This window comes from Gemmatimonadaceae bacterium, assembly GCA_035533015.1.
Classification (GTDB): Bacteria; Gemmatimonadota; Gemmatimonadetes; order Gemmatimonadales; family Gemmatimonadaceae; genus JAGWRI01.
The window spans coordinates 1-18496 of the sequence record DATLUQ010000026.1 but is presented as its reverse complement, the minus strand read 5'-3'; the positions used below and the strand labels follow the sequence as shown (position 1 = coordinate 18496).

Sequence of the window (18496 nt, the reverse complement as noted above, 5' to 3'; positions counted from 1 at the left end):
GGTCGGAGAGTAGGAGGGTGCACGGCGTTCGCGGTCATCCGTGCTACCGTCCTACCCTCATACCGTCGTACAAATCGTTCTCAATACAGCCCCACCCTACCCTTCACCGAGTCGATCAGCTTCTGCGGGTCGTACCCGATGCCCTGCTTGAACACCAGCGCGACCTTCTCGATGTCGTCGATGTTCGCCGCGGGGTTGCCGTTGATCACCACGAGGTCCGCCTGCTTGCCTACGGCCAGCGATCCGATGCGGTCGGCGCGTCCGAGGTATGTGGCGCCGTTCAGCGTGCAGATCTTGATCGCCTCGAGCGGCGTGAACCCGCTGCCCACCAGCAATTCGGCCTGGCGCTGGTCGGAGTAGCCGGGGATCACCCCGCCCCCGCCCGTCGGATCGGTGCCGGCGAGCAGCATCCCGCCGGCGTGCACGAAGGCCAACTCCATCGCCCGGTCATCGGCGAACAGCTTCGGGTAGATCGAGTTCGGGTTGCGCTCGACGCGCGCGTGATACTGCTCGAACTGCGCTTTGAGTATCGGATCGAGCACGTCCAGGCCGGGTGGCATGGGTTGGCCGGGCGTGAACGTCTGGAAGACGGTGAGCGTGGAGGTGACGGCCACGTGATGCCGCACCAGATCCTGGACCAGCGACTTGAACGCCGGGCTACTCGAGTCGACGGCGGCCAGCGCGGCCATGCCGGCCGCCTGCCCCGGACACACATCGGGCTGCTTGTCCTTCACGAAGTCGGTGGACACGAAGAAGCCGTGCTCGAGATCGTCGATGCCGAGATCGGCCGCCTCGCGATAGGTCACCGAACAGAGGTGGCCGGTGATCTTGAGCCCGCGCTTGTGGGCGGCATCGATCGCCACCGCCAGCTCGGGGCGCGTGATGTTCATGTACGCCTTGAACGACGTGGCGCCGGCGTCGGCCCAGAAGTTCACGTAGCGGCGCGCGTCGGCGGAGTCCTTGAGGGCGTACATCTGGTCGAAGGGCGACGGCCCCTGGACGTAGGGCGCGGTGGCGTCGATCCACGGTCCGGGCTGCTCGCCGGCCTTGATCGCCGCCGCCATCCGCAGGTCGCCGTAGCCGCCCACGTCGCCCGTGGTGCGCATGGACGTCACCCCGCCGGCCAGGTACAGGCGCGGGAAGCTCACATATTCATTTCCATATACGCCGGGGCCGGTGGGGTAGAACAGGTGCTCGTGCATCATGACGAGCCCGGGGATCACCGACTTGCCGGTGAGATCCATCACCTGGGCGCCGGCCGGCACGGCCACCGAGCCCGCGGGACCCATCGCCGCGATCTGGCCGTCGCGGAGGATCAGGGTCTGGTCGTCGCGGGCCGGCGCGCCGGTGCCGTCGATCACCCGCACGTGGGTGAGCGCGACGACGGTGGTGTCCACCGCGACGAACTGGCGCACGGCCGGCGCCAGCGTGGGGCGCTGCGCCGCGAGGGCGGCCGGCAGCAGCATGGCGGCGCCAGCCATGGCGCACGCGAATCGGAACCGGGAATGGTTGGGCATGCCGGGAGCTTACTGCTCGGCGCCGGCGTCGTCCACCTCGGCCGCCGCCGGCAGACGCCGTGCCGCCTGGAACCCCCACCACAGCGCGACCACGAACGCCACCACCCCCAGCGCGTGAAACAAGGCCGCCACCCGCGTGTCGTAGGACAGCCACCCGGCGCGCCCGAGCAGGTACGCCCAGTCGTGCTCCCCGCCGCCCACCAGCGGCAGCCGCTGCGTCCGCGCGTCGCCGGCGTACACGGCGATGTTCCAGAGATTGATCGCCATCCACCAGAGCGTCACGGCGGCCCCGAACTCGTCGCGCGTGGGCGCGAACCGCAGGAAATACACGAGAAACGTCGCCGGCACGATCAACTGGAACAGCGTCCCTCCGGCAAACTGGATGACCTCGCCGAACGGCCCGAACACCACATGTCCGGTCTCGTGAATGGCCAGGTCGATGCCGTCGATCAGGTGGCCGCCCCCCGGATCGCGCATATAAGCAATTCCATATAGCGCGAGCGCGGCGAGCAGGCCGAGCCGGGCCCACCGGGCCACCGCCGGCGGCGTGCCGGTCGCGGTCAGATCCACCGCCGCACCCGACGCCGGTAGTCGCGGTACGCGTCGCCGAACTTGCGCTCCAGGTAGCGCTCTTCGCGGGCGATCGCGTACGTCTGGATGATCACGATCAGCGGCAGCAGCAGGACGAACGGCCAGAGCGCGTTCAGCCAGAGCGACACGCCCGCATAGAGCAGCACGAGGCCCAGATAGAGCGGATTGCGCGTGATCCGGAACGGCCCCTTGATGACGAGCGCCGAGGTCGGCTTGACCGGGATGACGCTCGTGTGCGCCCGCCGGAAGCAGGTCATGGTCCACACCGTGAGCACGGCCCACGCCACGCCCAGCACGACCGCCGCCGAGCGCGCCTCGCCCGACGGCAACAGGGTGCGGGGCACGGCGCGCTGCACGAACATTCCGACGGCGAACGCCGTCAGATAGATGAGCGGCGGCGGTACGTGCACGCCGGCGTTGTCCGGCGCGGTGGAATCGGAGTCGGTCATCGAGGCTCCTTGGGGGGAGGAAGAATGGCGTGCGGCGGTCACCGGTGCTTGCGGCGGCGCCCGCTGGCCGGCGATACGTCGATCATCAGCGCCACCACGAGCCCGACGATCGGCCACAGCGTCCACTGCCCACCCCACCAGTGTTGGACCGCCGTGTACCAGAGCAGGCTCGTGGGCAAAAAGACGAATCCGAGCACGGGCCAGAGAGCAGCGGTGAACAGCCCGCCGAACCAGCCGGTGAACAGCCACAGCAGCAGGATCACGAAGCGCGGTGTGGCGAGTGCGATGATCGCGAACAGGCAGGGCATGGGGCTCCCGGATGGGGCCGTCGCGGTGGCCGCGGAGTTAGCGCCGCCGAGGGCGGACGTCGTGCGCTCATGAAGATGCCGCACCAACCATGCGCGCACCAGCGTCCCAACCGGCGGCCCCGGCTTCACGGACTCTGCGCGCGCCGGCGTCTGGCGCCCGCGTGGATTGCGAGGCAATTTGGCCGGGCCGGCCGCAGTTCCCCACCCCCTTCCACGACCCCTGCCATGATGTCCCGATTCACGCCCTCGCTCCTCGTCGCGCTCGGCGGACTGGCCCTCGTTCCCGCGCGCTTTGCCCCCGAGCCTCCGCTGCGCGGCTTCACGGCGGCGTCGTCCCAGATCGAACGCGATTGGGAGGCCAAGTTCGATGCCATTCCCGATCCGGCGCGCATGCGCGCCGCGATGCAGCTGCTCTCCGCGCGCCCCCACCACGTGGGTTCGCCCTACGACTCGGCCAACGCGGAGTGGATCCTGGCGCAGTACAAGTCGTGGGGATGGGACGCGCACATCGAGACGTTCTATGTCCTCTTCCCCACGCCCAAGCAGCGGCTGGTGGAGTTGATCGCGCCCACGCATTACACGGCGCGGCTCGAGGAGCCGACCGTGGCCGTGGATCCGACGTCGGGGCAGAAGACGGAGCAGCTTCCCACGTACAACGCCTACTCCGCCGACGGCGACGTGACCGGTCCACTGGTATTCGTGAACTACGGCGTGCCCGCCGACTATGAGGAGCTGGCGCGGCATGGCATCTCGGTGAAGGGCGCGATCGTGATCGCCAAGTACGGCGGCTCGTGGCGCGGCATCAAGCCGAAGGTGGCCGCCGAGCACGGCGCCATCGGCTGCCTCATCTACTCCGATCCGGCGGACGACGGATACGCGGACGGCACGGTGTTCCCCAACGGCCCGATGCGACCATCGCAGGGCGTGCAGCGCGGCAGCGTCGAAGACATGCCCACCTACACCGGTGACCCGCTCACGCCAGGCTGGGGCGCCACCAAGGACGCCAAGCGGCTGCCGATCAGCGAATCCACGGTGCTGTCCAAGATCCCCGTACAACCCATCTCGTACGGCGACGCGAAGCCTTTGCTCGAGGCGATGGGCGGTCCGGTCGCGCCGGCGTCGTGGCGCGGCGGGCTGCCGATCACGTACCGGCTGGGCGCTGGCCCGGCCCGGGTGCACCTGGTGGTGAAGTCCAACTGGGACATCAAGCCCATCCACGACGTGATTGCCAAGCTGCCGGGCACCAGCGAAGCCGACCAGTGGATCGTCCGCGGTAACCACCACGACGCGTGGGTGAACGGTGCCGCCGATCCGCTCGCCGGACAGGTGGCCGAACTGGAAGAGGCCCGCGCGCTGGGCGAGCTGTACAAGCAGGGCTGGCGGCCCAAGCGCACGATCATCTACGCCGCCTGGGACGGCGAGGAGCCCGGCCTCCTGGGCTCCACCGAGTGGGCCGAAGAGCACGCGGACGAGTTGCAACAGCACGCGGTGGCCTATCTCAACACCGACGGCAATGGCCGCGGCTACCTGGGCATCTCCGGCTCGCACTCCCTGGAGGATTTCATCAACGGCGTGGCCAAGGACGTCACGGATCCGGAGTCGCACGTGAGCGTCTGGGCGCGAGACAAGGCGCGCCTCGCCGTTGGCGGGCGCGGGGGACGCGGCGGCGGCACCGGCGGTGGGAACGGCGACCTCCAGATCGGCGCGCTGGGCTCGGGCTCCGACTACACGCCCTTCCTGCAACATCTGGGCATCGCGTCGTTGAACCTCGGGTACGGCGGCGAGGACCACAGCGGCATCTACCACTCCATCTACGACGATTTTTACTGGTACACGCACTTCAGCGATACGTCGTTCGTCTACGGGCGCGCGCTTTCGCAAACCGTGGGCAAGGCCGTGATGCGCCTGGCCGACGCCGACGTACTGCCGTTCGTGTTCACCAACCTCGCGCAGACCGTGCAGCGCTACACCCGGGAACTCGAGCAGCTGCGCGACGAGCGGGCGGCCACGATCGGCGCCACGAACCGGGCCGTGGCGGCCGGAGACTATGCAGTCACGAGCGACCCGCGAGACCCCACCTCGGCGCCCGCCGTGGAAGTGCCGCCGCCGCAGTTCAACTTCGCCCCGCTGCTCAACGCGGTGGATACGCTCACCCAGGCGGCCGCGGCATTCGAGAAAGCGTATGGCTCCTGGACTCGGACGTCGGACACCGCCGAGGCCGTGCTGCGCGGGGTCAACGAGCAACTGCTCAAGTCCGAACGCGACCTCACGTCGCTCGACGGGCTGCCCAAGCGGCCCTGGTACCGGCACCTGCTCTACGCGCCGGGTTTCTACACCGGGTACGGCGTGAAGACCATGCCGGGCGCCCGCGAGGCGATCGAGCAGAACGAGTGGAGCGACGTGAACGCCCAGATCGGCCGCATCGCCGACGCCCTCATGGCCGAAGCGGCATTGGTGAACAACACCGCCACCGCGCTGGCACGGGCGCGATGACGCGCTAGAAGCCGAACCCGACCAGCACGAGGAACGACCGGGTACGGTAGCTCTCGGTGGTGCTGATCGTGTTCAGCTTCAGATCGGTCAGCCCGTACACGTACCGACCCTCCACCGTGAGCCCGCCCGGCAGACGCAGGCCGGCGCCGATCACGCCGGAATACGACGTGGTGGGACGCCCGGTGGCGGGGCAATCAGCCCCGCCCGCCCGGCACTGCAGTTCGAACGACGCCTGCGGACCGGCATACGCGAACGGCGAAATGCCGGGCACCGGTGCGGCAATGCGCAGGTAGACCGGCACGTCCACGTAGTTCAGCTCCCGCGCGTCGCCCGGCGCACCGCCGGTCACCCCGCGCTGCGCGTACAGTCCCTCGATTCCGAAACCCACGGGACCGCCCGACTCCAATCCGAGCCCGGCCGCGAAGCCCGACCGCGAGTGCAGATCGCCCGGCAACAGCCCCACGTTGGAAACACTGCCGTACGAGAGGCCCGCCTTGAGCCCGATTCCGCCGCCCTGCGCCCGCGCGGGGCGCGCCACGGTCAGGCACAGCACGACGGCGGTTGCAGCTCCCGCGAATGCACGCTTCATGATGATCCCCCGTTGCGGTTGCCTGGGGGTACCCCGCAATTCGCGGAATTGTTGCCGGCCGCTACGTCAACCTCGCATATCGCGGGTTCCCTCGCACACCGCGCCACCCCACGCCTTCAACGCGTGCCGTCGAGTTCGCGGTACCAGGCGGTGAACCCGCGTTCGACGAACGTCTTGCCGAACAGTGTCCACTGCCCGGTGGACGGAGGAAACTCGTATGCCGCCGCCGCGTCCTTGGCGCTCGTGCCCGCCTCGTGCGCCCGGCGCGCCGCGCGCTCCACATCGTCGATCATCGCCGCATACCGGGCGAAGTCTTCGGGCGTGCCCACCGCGCCGTGGCCGGGCACGTACGTGCGGGCATCGCGCTGTCGAAGCGCGCGCACCGACTCCGACAGCTTGCTCGGAATCGCGTCCACGTAGTTGGGGAACATCGCGTTCCAGAAGAGATCGCCGCAGAACACGAGATCGAGTTCGTCGATGGCGAGCGCCACGTCGCTGTCGGTGTGGCCCAGGTGCGGCAGGAGGCCGATGGCGCGCCCCCCGAGGTCGAAGTTCGCGGCGTCCGTGGGCGACAGCAGCACCGCGTCGCGCAGCGCGGCCGTGCGCGCGTCATCCGCCGGCTTGTTGCGCGCGATCGCCTCGTCGCGCGTGATCTGCGTGGTACGGAACTCGGCGTGGTGGCCGTCGGCCAGGTACCCCGCGACGCCGTTGGAATGGTCCGAATGGTAGTGCGTCACGATCACGTGCGTGGGCCAGCGCCCGGTGAGTTCGCGTGCCTTGCCGGCCAACCACTGGGCGCCCCGGGGCGTGTTGAACCCCTCGATGGCCAGCACTGCGTGCGTGCCCACGATGATCCCGCCGTTGGAGACCGTCGTATAGTCGCCGGCGAGCGGCGTGGAGACGAGCGCCCACACGCCGTCGGCGAGGCGTTCGAGCCGCCCGAACGGCTCCGTGGCCACGATCGGACCGCGCGGCCGCGCCGCCCACAATTCACGCAGCGCGCGTGGCGCCACGGCCGCCACGAGCGCGAGATGCGCGGCGCACGAGCCGGACGTGGCGAGGAATTCACGGCGAGTGAGAGACGGCATGGCAACCTCCGGTTGGCGGGTAACCGTAAGAGCGTCGGTCGAATCAGGGTTCTCTATAGCTCATCGCCGGCAGCCCGGCCTGCTTGCGGAGCAGCGAGAGTTGGCCCAGATGGTACGTCTCGTGCTGCGTCAGAAACACGAGGACGCCGAACACCGTCTGTTCGAACACGGGGAATCGCACCTCGACGGCGGCGTTCAGGTCGGCCGCCGTCATTGCCGCCAGCCGGTCGCGCAACGCGTGGGCCGCCGCGCCCCACGCCGACCGGACGTCGTCCAACGAGGGCCATGCCTTCACGTCGTCGATGGACTTGGCCGTGGTCACCGCAGCGGGCAGCGGATTGGCGACTGCGGCGCCCAGACGTTTGAGCAACTCGAACCGCGCCGTGGTCATGTGCACCGCCACCCAGATGGCGCTGTTGCCCAGGGTTCCGGGACGCGATTGCGCCTGCTCGGCTGTCATGTCGTGCAGGCAGTTACGGAACAGCTTGGTGTTGATGCGGAAGGTCTCGGAGGGGGCGATGACGCGGGGATCCATGGGGGCGCTCATTCGTCTGGGTGGGTCATGGTGATCCAGGCATGGGGCTCATGCTCGGTTGGCGGCGGTGGAGCCAGAGTCTATATGGCCGCTGTTACGAGGACCAGTCCACCGGGCTAGATTGGCGCATGCGCCGAATCCTCCTCGCCCTCGCCCTCGCGGCCGGCGCCGTCCCGGCGGCCGCACAGACCGGGCCGCTCGTGGCCGGCTCCGGCCGCTTCCTGCTGAACGGCAAGCCGTTCCAGATCATCTCGGGCTCCATGCACTACGCGCGCGTACCGCGCGAGTACTGGCGCGACCGGCTCGAGAAGGCCCGCGCGATGGGCCTCAACACGATCACCACGTACGTGTTCTGGAATCTGCACGAGAGCACGCCCGGCCGTTACGATTTCTCCGGCCAGAAGGACATCGCCGAGTACGTACGGATCGCGCAGGAGGAGGGGCTCCACGTCATCCTGCGGCCCGGCCCGTACGTGTGCGCGGAGTGGGACCTGGGCGGGTACCCGGCCTGGCTGCTCGCCGACACGGGGACGGTACTGCGCAGCACCGATCCGCGGTTCACCAAGCCCGCCGAGCGTTGGCTCGACCGGTTGGGCAAGGAACTGGTGCCGCTGTTGGCCAGCCACGGTGGCCCGATCATCGCCGTGCAGGTGGAGAACGAGTACGGCTCGTTCGGCAGTGACAAGGCGTACCTGGAGTGGCAGCGGGCGGCGCTCGTGCACGCCGGCTTCACGAACGTGCTGCTGTACACGGCCGACGGACCGAGCGAGTTGCCGAACGGCACGCTCCCCGATCTCCCCGCCGTCGTGAACTTCGGGCCCGGCGACGCCGACAGCGCGTTCGCGCAGTTGGCGCGGTTCCGGCCGGGCGAACCCTTGATGAGCGGCGAGTACTGGGCCGGCTGGTTCGATCAGTGGGGTCGCCCGCACAACACGACGAACGCGGCGCAGCAGACGCGGGAACTGTCGTGGATGCTCGACCGCGGCTATTCGGTGAACATGTATATGTTCCATGGCGGCACGACGTGGGGATTCATGAATGGGGCGAACATCGACGGCGGGCACTACCATCCGCAGACCACGAGCTACGACTACGATGCCGCGCTCGACGAGTCGGGACGGCCGACGGCCAAGTACTACGCCTTCCGGGACGCGATCGCCAAGGCGACGGGGGTGACACCGCCGCCCGTGCCCGCCACGCCGCCGCCGATCGTCGTGCCCGCGTTCACGCTGGGTGCCGCGGCGTCGCTGTGGAGCACGCTGGGCACGAAGGTGCACGTGGAGCGCCCGCGCGGCATGGAAACCTTCGGCCAGTCGTACGGCTACATCCTGTACCGCACGTCGGTGGCGGCGGGGGCGAGTGGCGAGCTGGTGATCCGCGACGTGCGCGACTACGCGCAGGTATACGTGAACGGCGCGCTCGCCGGGACCCTCGACCGGCGGCTGGGCCAGGACAGCATGCCCCTATCGGTGCCGGCCGGCGGCCGGCTCGACATCCTCGTGGAGAACACGGGGCGCGTGAACTTCGCCAAGCCGCTACGCACCGAAGAAAAGGGCATCACGCATTCGGTGACGCTGGCCGGCGCCGAACTCACGGGCTGGGACGTGTACCCCCTGCCGATGGCATCCACGCCGGCGCCGGCGTTTGCCGCGGGCCAGCCGAATGGGCCGGCGTTCTACCGCGGCACTTTCCAACTTGCTCATACCGGAGACACGTTCCTCGACACGCGCGGCTGGGGCAAGGGCACGGTGTGGGTCAACGGTCACCAGCTGGGACGGTTCTGGCAGATCGGTCCGCAGCAGACGCTGTACGTGCCCGGCCCCTGGCTCAAGCGAGGGACGAACGACGTCGTGGTGTTCGATCTCGTGACGCCCACCCGGCGGACCCTGAACGGCCTGGACCATCCGATCCTGAACGAGCTGCACCCCGACCCCCGCTAGATGGCCCGCGGGGTGGACCGGAAGCGGCCGTCGTTCAGCGCTCGACCTCGAGACCCGGCACGCGCTTGCCGAGCGCGGCGATGAACGCCTCGCGGTCCGGAGGCGAGATGAGCACCCAGGCGTCCGGGCCATAGAGAATCTTCAACCGGCGGATCGACAGGGCCGGCGCCGAGAGCGGATTGAGGCTGCGGCGCACGCTCTTGATGTCCCGATAGGGGATGCGCCAGTTCTCCGGACCCGACTGCACGGTCAACGCGTCGGGCCCGAGGGTGTAGCGGGTGGTGCGATACAGCCAGCTCAGGAACAGCACCAGGAGCACCGATGTGACACCGACCATTGCGCGCCCGACCAGCGCCCCCGTCGGATCGGTGCCGGGGCCACTCACGATGACGATCGGCACGCCGATCCCCACGGCGATGAGCGCCACCAGCCACAGGTCCACGCGCGACCTGAAGACCTCGTCGGGCGCTGCAGCACTCGTATCGGTTGAAGGCATGTAATGGAGAGAGGGTCAGCTTCCATGATGTCACCCTCTCCAGCCGCCGGCAACCCGCGCCGCCGTGCTCCGTCCTACCGTCCTACCCTCCTACCGTCCTACATTCAACGCCATGCGGATCTCAATGGGCGCCATCCTCCTCGCGCTCGCGACCATCCCGACGGGCGCCCCGGCCCAGCACCCGGAAGCCCTCTGGTATGCGGTGGGCAGCGACGCGAGCACGCGCAGCTTCATCGACCACGCGAGTCAGATCGACATCGTTGCGCCGCAGGTGTTCGACCTGCTGCCGACGGGCGCGATCACCGGGCATCTCGACCCACGCGTCGTGGCCGCCGCCCACGAGCACCACGTGAAGCTCGTGCCGCTCGTGATGAACCCCGGGTTCAGCCAGCCGGCCATCCACCGCGTGCTCACCGTCGCCTCGGCGCGGCGGCGCGCCCTGCGCAGCCTGGCCGCCCTCTGCCGCACCGATCACCTCGATGGCATCCAATTCGACCTCGAGAACGTGAACGTGGCCGACCGCCAACGGTTCACGGCGTTCGTGCGCGCGGCCGTCGATTCGGTGCACCACGCGGGGTGCACGCTGTCGGCAGCCGTCGTCCCGAGGTCCAGCGACGACCCGGGTACCAACAGCTACGACCGGTGGATCTTCGCGAACTGGCGTGGGGTGTACGACTACAAGGCCCTGGCCGATACGCTCGATTTCATTTCGCTCATGACGTACGCCGAGCACACGGGGGTTTCCCCCGCCGGTCCGGTGGCCGGCTATCCGTGGATGGAGCAGTGCCTGCGCTACGTGCTCTCGCTGGGCGTGGCTCCGGCCAAGATCTCACTCGGCATTCCCTCGTATTCGGACTGGTGGTTTCCATCGTACTCCAAGAAGGAGGGCCCGCGCATGATCGGGCGCGACATCCCGTTCGCGCGCGCCGAGAGCTTGCTGGCCGCCAATCGCGTGGCGGCGCGATGGGACAGCATACAGAAGTCGCCGCACGCCGTGTGGAGCGAGAACGGAGTGTTCCAGTATCTCTGGATGGAGGACGCGCGGGCATTCGTCGACAAACTGGCGCTCGTTGCGCAGTACCACCTGCGCGGCTATTCGGTGTGGGTCCTGGGCACCGAGGATCCCGCACTGTGGCCGGCCCTGGCGCGTCCGACACCCGTTCCGCCGTTCTGACGGCCGTGGCTCGCCAGCCGGCTGATCCGGCCGGCGCGGTCTACACCACCGCCCCGAACAGCCGGCCCACGCCCGCCGTCACCAGCATGGCGAGGGCGCCCCAGAAGGTCACGCGCACGGCGCCCGCCAGCACGGGCGCGCCGCCGGTGCGCGCCGCGACGGCCCCCAGCACGGCCAGGAAGATCAGCGATGCGGCGATCACCGCCGGGAGCAGCATCGGCAACGGCGCGAGCACGCTCGCCATCAGCGGCAGTATCGCCCCAACGGCAAAGCTCGCCGCCGACGCTCCCGCGGCCTGAATGGGGCGCGCCGCGACGACTTCCGAAATCCCCAGTTCGTCGCGGGCGTGGGCGCCGAGCGCGTCGTGCACCATGAGCTGGTCCGCCACCTGGCGGGCGAGCGCCGGCTCGAGCCCGCGCTTCACGTAGATCTCCGCCAGCTCCACGTGCTCCGCCTCCGGATCGTCACGCAGTTCGCGGCGCTCACGGGTGAGGTCCGCCTCCTCGGTCTCGGCCTGCGACTTGACCGACACGTATTCGCCCGCCGCCATGGACATCGCGCCGGCCACGAGACCGGCCGTGCCGGCCACGAGTACCTCGCCGCGTCCGACACTCGCCGCCGCCACGCCCACGAGCAGGCTGGCCGTGGACACGATGCCGTCGTTGGCACCGAGCACGGCGGCGCGCAGCCAGCCGATGCGATCGGTACGGTGTTGTTCGCGATGGCGGGCTGGGGGTCTCATGGCTGGGTCTCCGGACGGGCGTCCCTTTCAATATGTAGTGCCGCATGGTAAGTCTGGGGAGTCCGGCGTCCCGCCGGCTATTCCGACGAATTCCTGACGAGGACTCTCCCCATGCGCTCTCGCTCTCTCGTGGCGCTGGCCGTGCTGGGCGCGCTGGCCGCGCTTCCGGCCCCCGGCTTTGCGCAGACGACCAGCAGATATCCAGACCGTGCCATCCAGCACGACATCCCGATGACGGACATGATCCGGCGCGCCTTCGCTGCCGGCACCCGCGACTCCACTGGCCGGCCCGGGCGGAACTACTGGCAGCTCTGGACCGACTACGCGATCGACGCCCGCTTCGACCCGGCCACGGGGTTGGTGACGGGCCACGAGCACGTGGTGGTGCAGAACAACGGGCCCAACGAGATGCACTCCATCACGTTGCGTCTGGATCAGAACCTGTTCGCCCCCAACGTGCCGCGGGCCGAGGAGGTCACCGACATCACCGACGGCATGCAGGTGACCGCGTTGCGCGTGGACGGACAGCCGGTGGCGCTCAACCCCGGCGCCCCGGCGCGTGGCCGCGGAGGACGGGGCGGACGGGGCGGCGCCGCGCCTCCGGTGGAACTCGCGGCCTTCAATCTGTCGCAGACGGTGGCCACCATCACCCTGCCCGCGCCGGTGCCGGCGCACGGCAGCGTTGCCCTCGACGCCGACTGGCACTTCACGGTGCCCAAGGTGGTGGCGCCGACGCGCGGCATCCGGATGGGCGCGTGGGGCGACACGCTGTACCAGGTGGGTCAGTGGTACCCCCGGGTGACCGTGTTCGACGACCTGCGGGACGGCGGCTGGGATACCGACCCGTATCTGGGGCCATCAGAATTCTACAATAATTTCGGCCACTTCGACGTCAAGCTGGATCTCCCGGCGGGCTGGCTCGTGGGCGCCACCGGCATTCTGCAGAACCCGCAGGACGTGCTGACGGCCGCCGAACGGGAACGGCTGACGCAGGCCCTCACCGCCGACTCGACCGTCCGCATCCTGAGCCCCGACGAATTCGGACCCGGCCGCGCCACCGCGGCCGGCGACCGGCTCGTGTGGCACTTCGTGGCCGATACCGCGGCCGACGTCGCCTGGGCCACGTCCGACCAGTTCGTGTGGGACGGGGCGCACGCCGTGATCCCCGGCTCGGGCATGAACGTCCCCATCAACATCATGTACCTGCCCGGCCACGCGCCGGCATACGCCGACGCGGGCCCCACCGTGCGTCACGCCCTCGAGTTCTATTCCAAACTCTGGATACCCTACAGCTTTCCGACCATGACCATGGTGGACGGCCCGGAACTCGGCATGGAGTATCCGATGTTCATCATGTCGAGCGTCGGTGCCTCCGATCACGAGACCGGGCACGAGTGGTGGCCGATGACGCTCGGCACCAACGAGACCTGGTATCCGTTCATGGACGAAGGGTTCAACCAGTACATGAACATCCTGTCGCGCGACGACCGGCAGCACCTGCCGGCCGATCTCGACGGCCCGGGCCAGCGCTACGGAATGACGAGCGGCAACGAACGCGAAGCTCCGATGATGTGGGACGCCAACTACGGCGGCCCGATGTACTCCTTCCAGGCGTACAGCAAGGCGCCGATGATGTTGTCCATGCTCGGCGGCATCGTGGGCGACAGCGCCGTGTGGCATGCGATGAGCGAGTACGCTCACGCCTGGCGGTTCAAGCATCCGTCACCGTGGGACTATGCGTTCTTCATGAGCAATGCCCTGCACCGCGACCTCGGGTGGTTCTGGTACTACTGGCTGTTCACCACCGACGCCGTGGATGGGTCCATCCAGAACGTGACCACGTCGGCCGGGCGCACCGTGGTGACCGTGCACCAGGCCGGGCAGATGCCGTCGCCCGTGGTCTTGAACGTCCACTTCGCACCCAAGGGCCCGGCCATCCGGCACATGCGGAACGCCGTGATGATCGATGATTCGACGGCCACCGTCACCTGGCCGGTGGACGTGTGGTTCAACGGCAGCCGCACGTTCAAGGCGACGCTCGACTTCGGCGCGCGCAAGATCGAGCGCATCGTGCTCGATCCGCACTGCCGGTTCCCGGATCTCGATATCTCCGACAACACCTGGCCGCGGCAACCGGCGCCGCCCGAGCCGGCCGGCGGGCCCGGCTTCGGCGGCGGGAGGTTCGGCGGCCCGGCGTGCAAGGGATGATCAGCTGCTGAACGGATGCGCGAAGACGGGCGGTGACTCGATCGGAGTCGCCGCCCGTCTTCGCACACCGCCCAGTGCGCAGCGCGGCGGAGAGCGCCGATCGAATCAGGCCCCGGTGTGGCTGATGGAGTAGACGTATGCCGAGACGGCCTTCACCTGATCCGGAGTGAGCTTGGCGCCTCCCATGGGCGGCATCGGTGCGACGTAGGGTGCCGCGGGCTTTGGCATTCCGTCGATCACGCGCTTCTGGATGAATGCGTAGCTCCCGTCGCCGGTGAGCCAGACAGTGTCGGCCAGCGAAGGCGCAAGCGGGGTGCCTTTCGCATCCATCCCGTGGCACGTGAAGCACAGCCCGCCAGCCGCTTGCCCATGGAAGATGCTATCGCCCTCGGCGACCATCCCCATCGTGGCGCCGGACGGCAGCGCGCCGGCCGGCGCGGCCGCAGGCACCGCTGCAGCGGCGGCGCTTGCGGCCGCCGCCACTGCGGCCGAGGTCGTATCGGCCGCGTTCTTCTCGCCGCCGCCGCAGGCGGTAAGTACGATGGCAAGCACCGCGGCGGCCGCGGCAGATTTCGTACCCATCACAGAAACGCGCATTTCCTCCTCCCCGGTCATGGACACCGTTCAGTTTCGAGGGCTCCGCCGCGGTCGGCGAGGGCCGGGACCAGACGAGCCCCGGCGCCCGGCCCGCCTCACGGCGTGCCCTCGTCGCAATGATAACCCTATTCTGGAACCGCCGCGTGCGGGAATGCCCTAATGGCTCAGCGTCGAGTCGTAGAACGCCGCCAGATCGTGCTTGAGTTGCGCGAGCGCCGGCGTGTGCATGTAGATCATGTGCCCCGACTGGTAGTAGCCATACGTGATGTTCTTGGCCAGCGACGGGGCGAGCCCCATGTGGTCCAGGGTGTATTCCGTCTCGAAGAACGGCGTGGCGAAGTCGAAATAGCCGTTGGCCGAAAACACCTTGAGTTGCGGATTCTTGGACATCGCGTCGCGAAGGTCTTCGGCCACATCGAGCATGTCCGCGCCGTGGTGATGGTCGTCCCAACTGCGCCCCACGACGCCGTAGTTGGTGGTCAGGTAGCGGCGGTCGCTCGTATAGTGGAGGCCGTTCTTGAGGTAGTAGTTGAACGCCGTGGTGAAGGGTCCGTTGATGGCGGCGTCGGCGGCGTCGTATTCGGGACTCTCGCCGGCATTATCGTGATCGATCCCTTCGTACCGGGCATCGAGACGGCCCACGGTGCGCCGTTCGTCGCGCAACAGTTCCTTCTCGAATCGGTCGGGGGTGAGCCGCAGGTTCGCTTCGCGCCAGTACTGCTCCGAGATCCCGGTGTACTGGTGGAGCTTGGCCACCACGGCGTCGCGCTCGGCGGCGCCCAGGTGCGAGCCCTTGTCCAGCGCCTGCTCGTAGTCGCCCAGGGCGAAGGCGCGCACCTGCGCCAGGAACGCCGCCAGGTCCGCGGGCTTCGGCGAGAGCTTGTCGTGGTACCAGGCGGTGGCCGCCATGGTCGGCAGGTACAGTTCGTACGGCAGGTCGAGCGCCAGGGGCGGCCCGCTGAAATCGACATATGCATTCAAATATGACGACACGAGCACCACGCCGTTGAGCGGCATGCCGCGCTCCTGCAGCGCATCGGCCAGGCCCGCCGATCGCGTCGTGCCGTACGATTCGCCCATCAGGAACTTGGGTGAGTTCCACCGGTTGTTGACGGTCACGTAGCGGGTGATGAAGTCGGCGAACGACCGGATGTCGGCGTCCACGCCGAAGAACTCCTTGCCGGTGCCCTTGCCCACGATCTGGCTGAAGCCGGTACCCATGGCGTCGACGAACACGAGGTCGCTCTTGTCGATCAGGCTGTACGGGTTGTCCTTCAGTTCGTACGGGGCGGGCGGCGTGGACGCAGCGTCGTCGGTGACGACCCGCAGCGGACCCACCGAACCCATGTGCAGCCAGATCGTGGACGACCCCGGTCCGCCGTTGTACAGGAACGTCACCGGACGCTTGAGCGGGTCGGCGCCGTCCTTGGTGTAGGCCACGTAGAAGAAGCTGCCGATCGGCGCGCCCGAGTCGTTGCGCACGAGCAGGTTGCCGGCCGTGGCCGTGTAGTGCACGGTCTCTCCGTTGAGCGTGATCACGTGCTGCGTCACGGATGCACTCTCGGACGGCACCGCGGCAACGGTGTCCGAGGCGGGCTTCTCCGCCTTCTGGGCGAGCGCGGGGATGGCGCTGAATGCGAGTAGGGCGCAAGCGGCGGCCAGGGAGGCCGAGCGGCGAGCGATCACGGAACGACTCCTGTGTGGGATGATGAACAGAACGCAAACGCAAGCCGGACGCGTTCGGCGACGGCAGGGGAACTTCGCCATCGGGTGGACCTACCGCAATCCAGAGCCGAGCCCGCTTCCTCTGGGCCGCCCGGAGGACGTCGCATCAGACTAGGGCGACTTCCGTCGGCCACGCTTCGTGCCGGCAGCGCGTCCACAATTCGTCGATGTAGCTGAGTGAAAAGAGACTCTGCAGGCGATGCACCCAGACGGCTCCGCGTTCCGTGATCTTCCAGCCGGTCGCGTCGTGCCGCGCCAATCCGGCCATCCGCATCGCCCATAACAGGCGGCCGAAATCCCGTTCGATCGGTTTGCCGAACAGGGTGCGGTACCGCTCGGACGTGATGTGCGTTCCGTAGATGGCCCAATAGAGCCAGTGCAGCCGGCGCAAGCGCTCGCCGACGTGCAGCACGAGGGCTGGGCGCGGCTCGAGACACGCGTTGTACTCGGGAATGGAAAACGTGTTGAACCAGAAGACGCCGCCCACTTTCGAGCCGGCGCCGGCACCGAAGCCGACGTAGTCCTCGTGCGTGACGGTGGAGTACGGAGACAAGCCAGCGCGCGTGAAGCTCCAGACGGACGTGCGCGCGAGGCCCGCCGCCCGGCAGACGCGTGAAACCCCGCGCTGCGCGCGCAGGCGCTCACGATCTGACGCCGGGCCGACCCCGCCGCGCCGGCCGAGTGGCGTATGGGCGAACCCGAACAGCGGATATGCCGAGATCTGGTCCACGCCGAGGGCCACGATCCGCTCGGCGTCAGCGATGGCCTCGTCGGCTCGCTGTCCCGGAATTCCGTGGATGAGGTTCACATCCACGAAGTCGAAGCCGCCACGCTGCGCGGACCGAATGGCCTGCAGGCCTTGCTCCGGCGTGTAGTGCCGGCCCAACGACTTGAGCAGATCTGGACGCAGGGTCTCGATACCGAGACTGATGCGGTTGACGCCAGCGACACGCAACCGCGCGAGCAGCGCGGGGTCCGCATCCCGCGGATGGACTTCAACCCCGACCTCGGCGCCATGAACGAGATGGGAGCGTACCAGGGTAATGACCAGTTCGATCAGCTCCGGAGTGAGACTGGGTGTTCCGCCGCCGAAGTACAGCGTCCGCACGGGCGGCGCATCGGCGCGCGCCAGGTATGCGGTGAGTTCCCGCTCGAGCGCTCGCCCGTAGTCACGTACCATCCCGGACTGGAAGGTGATGCGATTGTACGGGCAATGAGGGCACAGGTGCTGGCAGAACGGGAGATGCACGTAGAGGTTGCCGCTCGTGCCCTGTGGAAACCCAGAGGCTGCGTGCGGAGCCCGAAACACCAGCGGCCACGCCTCACGGCCGCCAAGAACACGCGACACGCGGGCGCGCAACCACCTGGCTGGGGCGAGGTGTCGCAGGGTCAAGTAATCGATGGAATGCGTCGCCATCGGACCACCGGCAGAAGCGCGTATTGACGAAAGGTGAGTCATATCAGGGTGGTCGGCGCTCGCGTGCACGACGGTCGATCTCCGCCGCGATCGCTTTCAACTGACTTTCGACCTGTCCTCGCACGATCGCGGGCCCGATGAGCGGTGGCAACCATCCGCTCACCTCCACCTCGCCCCGGTATTCGAGCAGCGTACCAGCGCCGTCGGGACTCAGATGATACGTGCTTTGCATCCGGCGAACGCTCCCTCGAACGAGTCGCGCGGTCAGTGCCGTGGGCGGCTGCTCGACGGTGGCATACACCACATCGAAGGGAAAGCGAAAGACGAGTACCGCCACGCTGCCCCGCTGTCGCACGACGCTCCCGGAGGAATCGCGCGACAGCAATCGACTCTCGACAATTCCTGGCACGAACCGCCCCTGCCCCTCGTAGTCGGTCAGCACCGACCAGACCACCGCCGGCGACGCCGTGAAGTGTACGGTGGCTCGGAGGCGAACCAGCGAACCCTCACGCACCGCGCGCACGTCGACCGATTGCGCCGGAACGACCGCCGCGGTCGCCAACAGGGCGCATGCGAGCACGCCGCGCCGCAGGCCGCGAGAACGGGTCGTCAGATCCCCGACATTCA

17 protein-coding genes are annotated in these 18496 nt (G+C 68.4%); 4 read left to right on the top strand and 13 right to left on the bottom strand.

Annotated elements, in window-relative coordinates; genetic code table 11:
• Window positions 1–80 precede the first annotated feature (80 nt).
• The 4 genes from VNF92_05190 to VNF92_05175 are packed head-to-tail and all read right to left on the bottom strand — an operon-like array spanning window position 81 to window position 2865.
• Window positions 81–1517: an amidohydrolase family protein gene (locus VNF92_05190; GenBank protein ID HVA57262.1), complete on the bottom strand. Its 1437-nt coding sequence runs from the start codon at window positions 1515–1517 to the stop codon at window positions 81–83.
• A gap of 9 nt (window positions 1518–1526) precedes the next feature.
• The gene (locus VNF92_05185) at window positions 1527–2087 is read right to left on the bottom strand and encodes a hypothetical protein (GenBank protein ID HVA57261.1); all 561 of its coding nucleotides are present in this window, start codon (window positions 2085–2087) and stop codon (window positions 1527–1529) included.
• On the bottom strand, window positions 2078–2557 hold the full coding sequence (locus VNF92_05180; GenBank protein HVA57260.1) for an isoprenylcysteine carboxylmethyltransferase family protein: 480 nt from the start codon (window positions 2555–2557) through the stop codon (window positions 2078–2080). The genes VNF92_05185 and VNF92_05180 overlap by 10 nt, the downstream gene beginning before the upstream one ends.
• A gap of 38 nt (window positions 2558–2595) precedes the next feature.
• Window positions 2596–2865, bottom strand: coding sequence for a hypothetical protein (locus VNF92_05175; GenBank protein ID HVA57259.1), 270 nt, complete (start codon window positions 2863–2865; stop codon window positions 2596–2598).
• A 225-nt stretch (window positions 2866–3090) separates the two neighbouring features.
• On the opposite strand from VNF92_05175, the gene VNF92_05170 reads away from it, so the two are divergent.
• Entirely contained in the window at window positions 3091–5358 is a 2268-nt protein-coding gene (locus VNF92_05170) for a transferrin receptor-like dimerization domain-containing protein (protein ID HVA57258.1), read from the top strand.
• Window positions 5359–5362: 4 nt separating this feature from the next.
• Here VNF92_05170 and VNF92_05165 read toward each other — a convergent pair whose 3' ends face one another.
• The 3 genes from VNF92_05165 to VNF92_05155 all read right to left on the bottom strand — a co-directional run bounded on the left by VNF92_05165 (window position 5363) and on the right by VNF92_05155 (window position 7582).
• Entirely contained in the window at window positions 5363–5947 is a 585-nt protein-coding gene (locus VNF92_05165; GenBank protein ID HVA57257.1) for a porin family protein, read from the bottom strand.
• A gap of 116 nt (window positions 5948–6063) precedes the next feature.
• Complete coding sequence (locus VNF92_05160; protein HVA57256.1) at window positions 6064–7035, bottom strand: MBL fold metallo-hydrolase; 972 nt, start codon at window positions 7033–7035, stop codon at window positions 6064–6066.
• Window positions 7036–7078: 43 nt separating this feature from the next.
• Window positions 7079–7582: a DinB family protein gene (locus tag VNF92_05155; GenBank protein HVA57255.1), complete on the bottom strand. Its 504-nt coding sequence runs from the start codon at window positions 7580–7582 to the stop codon at window positions 7079–7081.
• Between the two features lie 116 nt (window positions 7583–7698).
• Between VNF92_05155 and VNF92_05150 the strand changes: the two genes are divergently transcribed.
• Entirely contained in the window at window positions 7699–9510 is a 1812-nt protein-coding gene (locus VNF92_05150; protein ID HVA57254.1) for a glycoside hydrolase family 35 protein, read from the top strand.
• Window positions 9511–9544: 34 nt separating this feature from the next.
• Here VNF92_05150 and VNF92_05145 read toward each other — a convergent pair whose 3' ends face one another.
• Window positions 9545–10006: a PH domain-containing protein gene (locus tag VNF92_05145; protein ID HVA57253.1), complete on the bottom strand. Its 462-nt coding sequence runs from the start codon at window positions 10004–10006 to the stop codon at window positions 9545–9547.
• A 124-nt stretch (window positions 10007–10130) separates the two neighbouring features.
• Between VNF92_05145 and VNF92_05140 the strand changes: the two genes are divergently transcribed.
• Window positions 10131–11180, top strand: a complete 1050-nt coding sequence (locus VNF92_05140; protein ID HVA57252.1) for a glycosyl hydrolase family 18 protein — start codon at window positions 10131–10133, stop codon at window positions 11178–11180.
• Window positions 11181–11220: 40 nt separating this feature from the next.
• Here VNF92_05140 and VNF92_05135 read toward each other — a convergent pair whose 3' ends face one another.
• Window positions 11221–11922 (bottom strand): VIT family protein, encoded by a 702-nt coding sequence (locus tag VNF92_05135; GenBank protein HVA57251.1) that lies wholly within the window; start codon window positions 11920–11922, stop codon window positions 11221–11223.
• 111 nt (window positions 11923–12033) lie between these two features.
• On the opposite strand from VNF92_05135, the gene VNF92_05130 reads away from it, so the two are divergent.
• Window positions 12034–14130, top strand: coding sequence for a M1 family metallopeptidase (locus VNF92_05130; GenBank protein ID HVA57250.1), 2097 nt, complete (start codon window positions 12034–12036; stop codon window positions 14128–14130).
• A gap of 105 nt (window positions 14131–14235) precedes the next feature.
• Here the strand turns inward: VNF92_05130 and VNF92_05125 are convergent, their stop codons facing one another.
• From VNF92_05125 to VNF92_05110, 4 genes are all read right to left on the bottom strand, one after another.
• Window positions 14236–14727: a c-type cytochrome gene (locus VNF92_05125; GenBank protein ID HVA57249.1), complete on the bottom strand. Its 492-nt coding sequence runs from the start codon at window positions 14725–14727 to the stop codon at window positions 14236–14238.
• 156 nt (window positions 14728–14883) lie between these two features.
• A complete protein-coding gene (locus tag VNF92_05120; GenBank protein ID HVA57248.1) occupies window positions 14884–16413 on the bottom strand; it encodes a peptidase S1 in 1530 nt (509 codons plus the stop codon).
• Between the two features lie 145 nt (window positions 16414–16558).
• Window positions 16559–17869, bottom strand: coding sequence for a coproporphyrinogen-III oxidase family protein (locus VNF92_05115; protein HVA57247.1), 1311 nt, complete (start codon window positions 17867–17869; stop codon window positions 16559–16561).
• Window positions 17870–17912: 43 nt separating this feature from the next.
• A partial coding sequence (locus VNF92_05110) for an SRPBCC family protein (GenBank protein HVA57246.1) occupies window positions 17913–18496 on the bottom strand: 584 nt, incomplete at its 5' end.